Source organism: Mycobacterium asiaticum (assembly GCF_001668675.1).
Taxonomy (GTDB): Bacteria; Actinomycetota; Actinomycetes; order Mycobacteriales; family Mycobacteriaceae; genus Mycobacterium; species Mycobacterium asiaticum_D.
Map to the genome: position 1 here is coordinate 19,934 of NZ_LZKQ01000257.1, position 8,358 is coordinate 28,291.

Below are 8,358 nucleotides of genomic sequence, written 5' to 3' on the forward strand. Positions count from 1 at the left end.
CGCCCGTCTAACCGGCGGCGCCCGGGGTGCCCGGAGCTCCGACGGTGCCGCCGCTGCCGGTCCCCGATCCGGTACCCGGGGCGCCGCCGTTGCCGGCGGTACCACCGCTGCCGCCCGTCCCGGTGCTGCCAATGTTGCCGCTGCCGCCGGCGCCCGAACCGGGGGTGCCCGCCGCGCCGCCGGCGCCGCCGTCGCCGCCGCTGGGCCCCTTGCCGCCGTCGCCGCCGTTGCCGTTGGTGCCGGCGCCGGCGTTCCCGCCGACTCCACCGGTTTGGCCGCTGACGGCGCTGCCGCCGCTACCACCCGTGCCGCCGCTGCCGGCGTTGCCGCCCTTGCCGGAGACGGCGCCGCCGCCGTTGCCGCCGGCCCCACCGGTACCGCCGTCGCCGCCGGTGCCGCTGTCACCGCCGGCGCCACCGTCTGGAACCGTGTCGGTGCCGGTTGCGCCGTTGCCGCCGGTGCCGGGTGCGCCGCCGGTGCCGCCGTTGCCGCCGGTGCCTCCGGCGCCGCCGTTACCCGTACCCAGGGCGGCGCCGCCGGCTCCCGCCGTTCCGCCGTTCCCGCCAGTCCCGCCGTCACCGCCGGTGCCGCCGGCACCCGCGTTGACGTCGATGTTCCCGGGCGCGCCGTTGCTGCCGGCGCCGCCGGTACCGCCCTGACCGCCGTTGCCGCCGGTACCGCCGTTACCGGAGATCGAGCCGCCCAGCCCGCCGACGCCGCCGTTGCCGCCGGTGCTGCCGGCCTGACCGGTGCCGCCTGCGGCACCGCTGCCGCCGTTGCCGCCGTTGCCGCCGTTGCCGATCGAGCCACCGTTGCCGCCGGTACCGCCGTCGCCGCCGTTGACGCCTGGAGTCACGGAGCTGAAGCCGTTGCCGCCCGCTCCGCCGTTGCCGGCCGGACCGGTGACGGCCGTGCCGTTGGCGCCAGCGGTTCCGGTGCCGCCGGTGCCCGCGGCCCCGCCGATGCCGACCGTCCCGGCGTTGCCGCCGTTGCCGCCGTTGCCGCCGTTGGGGTTGGTGGCGTTGGTGGCGTTCGCGCCGGTGCCGCCGCTGCCGGGTGTTCCGGCGTTGCCGCCTTTGCCACCGCTGCCGCCGGCGCCGTTGCTGCCCGCGTTGCCGGTGCCCAGCACCGTCCCGGCGGTGCCGCCGTCGCCGCCCTTGCCACCGTTGCCGCCGTTGCCGCCGTTGCCGCCGTGCTGGGCGCCGCCGATACCGGTGCCGTAGGTGTTGCTGTTGGCCAACCCGTTGCCACCGGTTGCGCCGTTGCCGCCGTTGCCGCCGGCCCCGCCGTTGCCACCGGCCGCCCCGCTGCCGGCGTTGCCGGAGATCGCGCCGCCGTTACCGCCGTTGCCGCCGGCCCCGCCGTTGCTGCCGGCCACACCGTTGCCGCCGGTGCTGCCGGACGTGGCCGAGGTGGATCCGGCAGTGCCGGCGATGCCGTTGCCGCCCTTGCCGCCGTTGCCGCCGTTGCCGTAGGTGCCGCCGTTGCCGCCGGCGCCGCCGTTGCCGCCGTCGACGCCGACGGTGGTGGAGTTGAAGCCCGCCCCGCCGGTGCCGCCGTTGCCGACAGCGGTGGCAAAGCCGGCGCCGTCGGTGCCGTTGCTGCCGGTGGTCCCGGTGCCGCCGCTGTTGCTGCCACCCGTGCCGCCCTTGCCGACGATCGCGTTGCCGCCGTCGCCGCCCCTGCCGCCGTTCGGGTTGGTCGCGGTTCCTGCGGCGCCCGCGCCGCCGTCGCCTGGGGTGCCGGCCTTGCCGCCGTTACCCGCGTTGCCGCCGTTGCCGTCGGTGCCGTTGGTACCGACGCCGAGGGCTTTGCCGCCCAGTCCGGCGTTGCCGCCGTTGCCGCCGGCGCCGCCGGTACCGCCGTTGCCGCCGTTCTGGCCGGCGCCGTTGTTGGTGCCTGCCACTCCGGCCGCGCCGTTCACGCCCGCGCCGCCGTCGCCGCCGGTGGCGCCGACGCCGCCGTTGCCACCCTTGCCGGCGTTGCCGCTGACCGAGCCGCCATTGCCGCCGGTGCCCCCATTGCCACCCGCCCCGCCGGCCATGCCGTCGGTGCCGCTGGCGCCCGCGCCGGATCCGGCATTGCCGGCCGTGCCGGCTGAGCCGTTGCCGCCGTTGCCCGCGTTGCCACCGTTGCCGTGGCTGCCCGCGTTGCCACCGTTGCCGCCGTTGCCGCCGGCGGTGCCGGGGTTGGCGGCCGTCTGGTTGTAACCGTTGCCGCCGTTGCCGCCGTTGCCCACCGCGCTGCCGACGATCGCGCCGTCCTTGCCGGGAGTGCCGGCCTGGGTGTTGGAGGTGCCGCCGGTGCCACCCTTGCCTGCGGTCTCGTTGCCGCCGGCGCCGCCGTTACCGCCGTTGGGGTTGGTGGCCGTGCCGTCGACGCCGTTGCCGCCGTCGCCCGGAGTCCCGGCCTTGCCCCCGTTGCCGCCGTTGCCGGCGACCCCGTCGACGCCGTTGTTACCGACGCCCTGCGCCTGTCCGCCGGCGCCGCCGTTGCCGCCGTTGCCGCCGTTGCCGCCGGCCCCGCCATTGCCACCGTTCTGGCCCGAGCCGACTCCGGTGCCGTACCGGTCGACGTCGGTGACACCGTTGCCGCCGGTCACGCCATTGCCGCCGGCGCTGCCGTCGGCGCCGTTACCGCCGGCGCCACCCTGGCCGCCGTTGCCGGAGGTCAAGCCGCCCTTACCGCCGGCGCCGCCGTTGCCGCCGTTACCGCCGGCACGACCGTCGACGCCGGAGTCGCCGGCCTTGGTGCCATTGGCGCCGGACAGGTTGTTCACGCCGTTGCCGCCCGCGCCGCCGTTGCCGCCATTGCCGATGTTGCCGCCGTCGCCGCCGTTGCCGCCGTTACCGCCGCTGGCACCCTTGGTGAGCGGGTTGTAACCGGCGCCGCCCTGGCCGCCGTTGCCGGCCGGGGCGACAACGGACGCGCCGTTGGTGCCGCTGGTGGGTGTGCCGCTGCCGGTACCGGCCGCGCCGCCGATACCGGCCTTGCCGGCGTTACCGCCGTTGCCGCCGTTACCGCCGTTCGGGTTCCCGACGGTGCCCGCTGCGCCGGTGCCGCCGTTGCCGGGGGTGCCGGCCTTGCCGCCATTGGCGCCGTTGCCGGCCGTGCCGGTGGTTCCCGCGTTTCCGGTGCCGTTGTTCAGGGCACCCGCGGCACCACCGTTGCCACCCGAGCCGCCGTTGCCGCCGTCACCACCGTTGCCGCCGTTCTGGCCGGCGCCGTTGTTCACCCCGGGCAGACCGGCCTTCCCACTGACACCGTTGCCGCCCTTGCCACCAGTGGCGCCGTTGCCGGCGTTACCACCGTTACCGGCGTTACCCGAGATCGAACCGCTGGCGCCGCCGGCGCCGCCGTTGCCTCCCGATCCGCCGGCAATGCCGTTGGTGCCGGAGTCGCCGGCCTTGGTCCCGTTGACGCCGTTGGTACCGGCTGTGCCGTTGCCGCCCGATCCGCCGTTGCCGCCGTTACCGATCGGCCCGGCGTTGCCGCCGGCGCCGCCGTTACCGCCGGACTTGCCCGGGTCCGTGACCGGGTTGTAGCTGAAACCGTTGCCGCCGTTGCCGCCGTTGCCGCCGGTCACGCCGCTGGGCACACCGCCGTCGGTGCCGTTGGCGCCGTTTTGGAAGCCGGTGCCGCCCAAGCCCTTCGCGCCGCCGGAACCGAGGCTGCCGCCGTCGCCGCCCTTGCCGCCGTTGGGGTTGGCGGCGGTGCCGTTGCCGCCGTTGCCGCCGTTTCCGCCGACGCCGTCACTGCCGCCGTTGCCGCCCGCTCCACCGTTGCCGTCCTGGTAGCCAGGCACGATCGCCTTGCCCCCATTCCCGCCGGTGCCGCCCGCGCCGCCGTTGCCGCCGCCGCCGCCCTTGCCGCCGTCGCCGCCGTTGAGGCCATTACCGCCGTTGCCGCCGGTACCGCCGTTGCCGCCGTTGCCCGCGGCGCCGCCGTCACCACCGTTACCACCGGAGGTGCCGCCCAGACCGCCCTGACCGCCGCTGCCGGCCGAGCTGCCGTTGCCGCCCGGGGTGCCGTCGGCGCTGGTGCCGCCGGCGGACCCGGCGTTGCCGGTCGCGCCGTTGCCACCCTTACCGCCGGTGCCGCCGGTGCCGTACTGCCCGGCGTTGCCGCCGACGCCGCCGTTGCCGCCGGCCTTGGTCGGGTCGTTGGAGTTCCAGCCGGCTCCGCCGGTGCCGCCGTTACCGGAGATGGTGGTGGGGCTCGTGCCGTTGGTGCCGGGCGCGCCAGTGTTGGACCCGGCGCCACCGGTGCCGCCATTGCCGCCGCCACCGGGGTTTGCGCCGTTGCCGCCGGTGCCGCCGTTGGGGTTGGCCGCGGTGCCGGCCGCGCCCGTGCCACCGACGCCGCTCACCCCGCCGTTACCGCCGTTACCAGCGTCGCCACCGTCGCCGACGGTGCCGTTGGTGACGGTTCCGGCGTTACCGCCGTTGGCCCCCTGGCCGCCCGTGCCGCCATTTCCGGCGTTGCCGCCCTTGCCGCCGTTGACGCTGAAGTCACCGGTGCCACCCTTGCCACCCACGCCGCCGGTGCCGCCGTCGCCACCCTTGCCGCCGTTTCCGCTGTTGCCGGCCACTGTGCCACCGTTGCCGCCGTTGCCGGCCGCGCCACCGTTGCCGCCGGTGCCACCGACGCCGCCGTCCTGTCCCGGGCCGCCGGTGCTGCCGGTAATGCCGGTGCCACCGGTGTATCCGTTGCCGCCGTTACCGCCGTTGCCGTACTGACCGGCGTCACCGCCGTTGCCGCCGGCGTAACCGGTCTGGCCGGCGCCGGGGATGCCGAATGCGTTGCCGCCGTTGCCGCCGTTACCCGTCATGGCCGTGGAGTCGGCGCCGTTGCTGCCGTTGCTGCCCGTGCCGTTCAGTCCGGTGGCGCCGGCGCCGCCGCTACCGCCGGTGCCGGAGTTGCCGCCCTTGCCGCCGTCGCCGCCGCCGAGGTAGCCGTCGCCGCCCTTGCCGCCGGCCCCGGCGTTGCCGCCGCCACCGCCGGTCCCGCCGTTGCCGCCCTTGCCACCGTTCGGGCCGACGCCGTTCGGGTCGGGGGCACCGTTGCCGCCGGCGCCGCCGGTGGCGCCGCTACCGGCGTTACCGCCGGCCCCGCCGTGACCGTTGAGGGTGCCGCTCTTGCCACCTGCGCCGCCGTCACCACCGTTACCGCCGTTCTGCCCGGTACCGCCGTTGGCGCCAGGGGTTGTGCCGGTGCTGCCGGTCGCTCCGGTCGCACCGTTGCCGCCGTTACCGCCCGTGCCGCCGTCGCCGTACAGGCCGCCGTCGCCGCCGGCGCCGCCCTTGCCGCCGTTCTGGCCGGGCACGGTGCCGTTGTACCCGTCGCCGCCGTTACCGCCGTTACCGCCGACGCCGGTGGGCGTGCTGCCGGCGCTGCCGTTGCTGCCCTTCGCGCCGGCGCCCGAGCCGTTGCCGTTGGCGCCGCCGCTACCGCCGGTACCGCCACTCGCGCCGGTGCCCGGGTCACCGCCCTTGCCACCCGCGCCGCCGTCGGGGTTGGACACGGTGCCCGCAGCCCCGTTGCCGCCGTTGCCCTGGACGCCGCCGTTGCCGCCATTGCCGGCGTTGCCGCCGGCCGCACCGGCACCGCTGACACCGTTGGTGGCGGTGCCGCCGGCGCCGCCGGCGCCGCCGTTAGCGCCGGTGCCGCCGTTACCGCCCCGGCCGCCGTCCTGCCCGCCGCCGATGCCGTTGCCGTAGTTGTCGCTGTTGGGCACCCCGTCGTGACCGTGCACGCCGTTGCCGCCGTTGCCGCCGTTACCTGCGTTGCCGCCCTTGCCACCGGCGCCGCCATCACCTACGACCGTGCCGCCGGCCCCGCCGGCGCCGCCCTGACCACCGGCTCCACCGTTGCCGCCATTGCTGCCCGACGCACCGGAGTTGCCGTCGTTGGTGCCGTTGACACCGCTGGACCCGTTACCGCCGGCGCCACCGTTACCACCGTTGCCGTTGGTACCGCCGCTGCCGCCTTTACCGCCCGCGCCGCCGGCTAGGCCGTTGCCGTTGGCGTCGGTCGCATTGGGTTCCCAGCTGTAGCCGACCCCGCCGTTGCCGCCGTTACCGGACTTGCCGGTGAAGGCCGCGCCTGCGGCGCCGACGGCGTCGCTCGGGTCGCCGCCGCCGTCGAGGCCGCCGGTGCCGCCGGCGCCGCCGCTGCCCGCGTTGCCGCCGTTGCCACCGTTGCCGCCGGCGGTGTGGGTGGAAGTGCCGGCCGCGCCGTTGCCGCCGCTGCCGGAAGCGCCTGCGGCGCCACCGTTTCCGGCGTTGCCGCCGTTGCCGACGGTGCCCGCGGTGCCGTACAGGCCGGCGCTGCCGCCGGCGCCGCCGGCGCCGCCGTTGCCGCCGACGCCACCGCTGCCGCCGTTGCCGCCGTTCTGGCCGCCGCCGATCCCGGTGCCATAGTTGTTCGAACCGGACACGCCGTTGCCGCCGTTGTGGCCCGTGCCCCCGGCACCGCCGTCGCCGCCGATCCCGCCGGAACCGCCGGCGCCGCCGTCACCCAGCTTCGCCCCCGCAGCGCCACCGGCGCCGCCCTTGCCGCCGTGGCCACCGGCGCCTCCGGTGCCGCCGTTGTCACCGTCGCTGACGCCATCCGCACCGCGCGCGCCACCGACGCCGTTACCGCCATCGCCCCCGTTGCCGCCGCTGCCGTAGTTTCCGCCCTTGCCGCCGGCCCCGCCGTCGCCACCGTTGGCACCCGGGGTCGTGGAGGTGAACCCGTCGCCGCCGTCGCCGCCGTTGCCGCTCGGCGTGGTGGGCAGTGCGCCGTCGGTGCCGTATTTGCCGAAGCCGACGCCGTTGCCGTTGCTGCCACCCTCGCCGCCGGCGCCGACGGTGCCCGCGTTGCCGCCGCTACCACCGGCGCCGCCGTTGACGCTGGTGGCCGTGCCGTGTGCGCCGCCGCCGCCGTTGCCGCCGATCCCGGCGTTACCGCCGTTACCCGCGGCGCCGCCCAGGCCGGACTGGCCGGCGATGCCCTTGGTGGATGAGCCGCCGACCCCGCCGTTGCCGCCGCTGCCGCCATTGGCGCCGTTGCCACCGCTGCCGCCGCTCTGGCCGGCCCCGACACCGTTGCCGTAGGTGTCCTTGCCCGCCTCGCCGACCGCGCCGTTGGCGCCGGATCCGCCGTTGCCGCCGCTGCCACCGGTGCCACCGGCGCCGCCATTGCCGCCGTTACCGGCGTTGACGCCGGCCTTGCCGCCGCGGCCGCCGTCACCACCGGAGCCACCGGCCTGCGCGGTGCCGCCGTTGGCGCCGGATGTGGCTCCCGCCGCGCCGTCGGCGCCGGCCACGCCATTACCACCGTTACCGCCGTTACCGCCGTTGCCGTAGTTGCCGCCGTCACCGCCGGCGCCACCGTTGCCGCCATTACCGCCGGCGACCTGCGGGTTGAAGCCACTGCCGCCGTTGCCGCCGTTGCCGACGATGCCGGTGATCCCGGCGCCGTCGGCGCCCTTGGCTGCGGTGCCGCCACCGCCGTTGGCGCCACCGGCGCCGCCCTTGCCGACCGCACCCGCGTTGCCGCCGTTGCCGCCCGCACCACCGTTGATGTTGGTGCTGGTGCCGGCCGCGCCGTTACCGCCGCTGCCGGGCGTGCCCGCGTTGCCGCCCTTGCCACCGACGCCACCGGTGCCATTGCTGCCCGCACTGGCGCCAGACCCGCCGGAAGCGCCGCCCGTGCCCCCGGCGCCCCCGGCGCCGCCGGTACCGCCATTGCCGCCAGCGCCACCGGCCTGGCCGCCGCCGACACCGTTGTTGTAGAGGTTCTGATCGCTGACGCCGTTGGCGCCGGTGATCCCGGTGCCGCCGGATCCAGCGGCGCCCCCGACGCCGCCGTTGCTGGCATTGCCGCCGGCGCCGTTGGCGCCTGCGCTGCCTCCGCTGCCGGTGCCGGCCGCGCCGCCGGCGCCACCCGCCCCGCCGTTGCCGCCCTTACCGCCGGCACCGCCGGCACCGCCGTCGTAACCCGCGCCGTTGTTGATACCTGAGGTGCCGTTCGCGCCCGCCGCGCCGGCCCCGCCGTTGCCGGCGGAGCCTGCATTGCCGCCCTTGCCGGCCGCGCCCCCATTGCCGGCGGTCCCGGCCCCGGCACTACCGTTCGACGCGCCCGCGGCGCCACCGGCGCCGCCGCCACCGCCGGTGCCACCGTTGCCGGCGTTGCCGCCGGCGATGCCGGAGCCGCCGACCCCGGTGGTGGCGATGCCGTTGCCGCCGTCGATGCCGCTGCCGCCGTTGCCGCCGATGCCGCCGGCGCCGCCGTTACCACCGGTGCCGCCTTTGAAGCTCGCGTTGCCGGCGCCCTTGCCACCGGCACCGCCCGCTCCGCCGGTGCCACCGG

General features: G+C 77.3%; 1 protein-coding gene. It reads right to left on the minus strand.

Annotated elements, in window-relative coordinates; translation table 11 throughout:
• Positions 1–7: 7 nt before the first annotated feature.
• The coding region (locus A9X01_RS30655) for a hypothetical protein (RefSeq protein ID WP_065122759.1) at positions 8–8,358 on the minus strand (8,351 nt) is incomplete at its 5' end.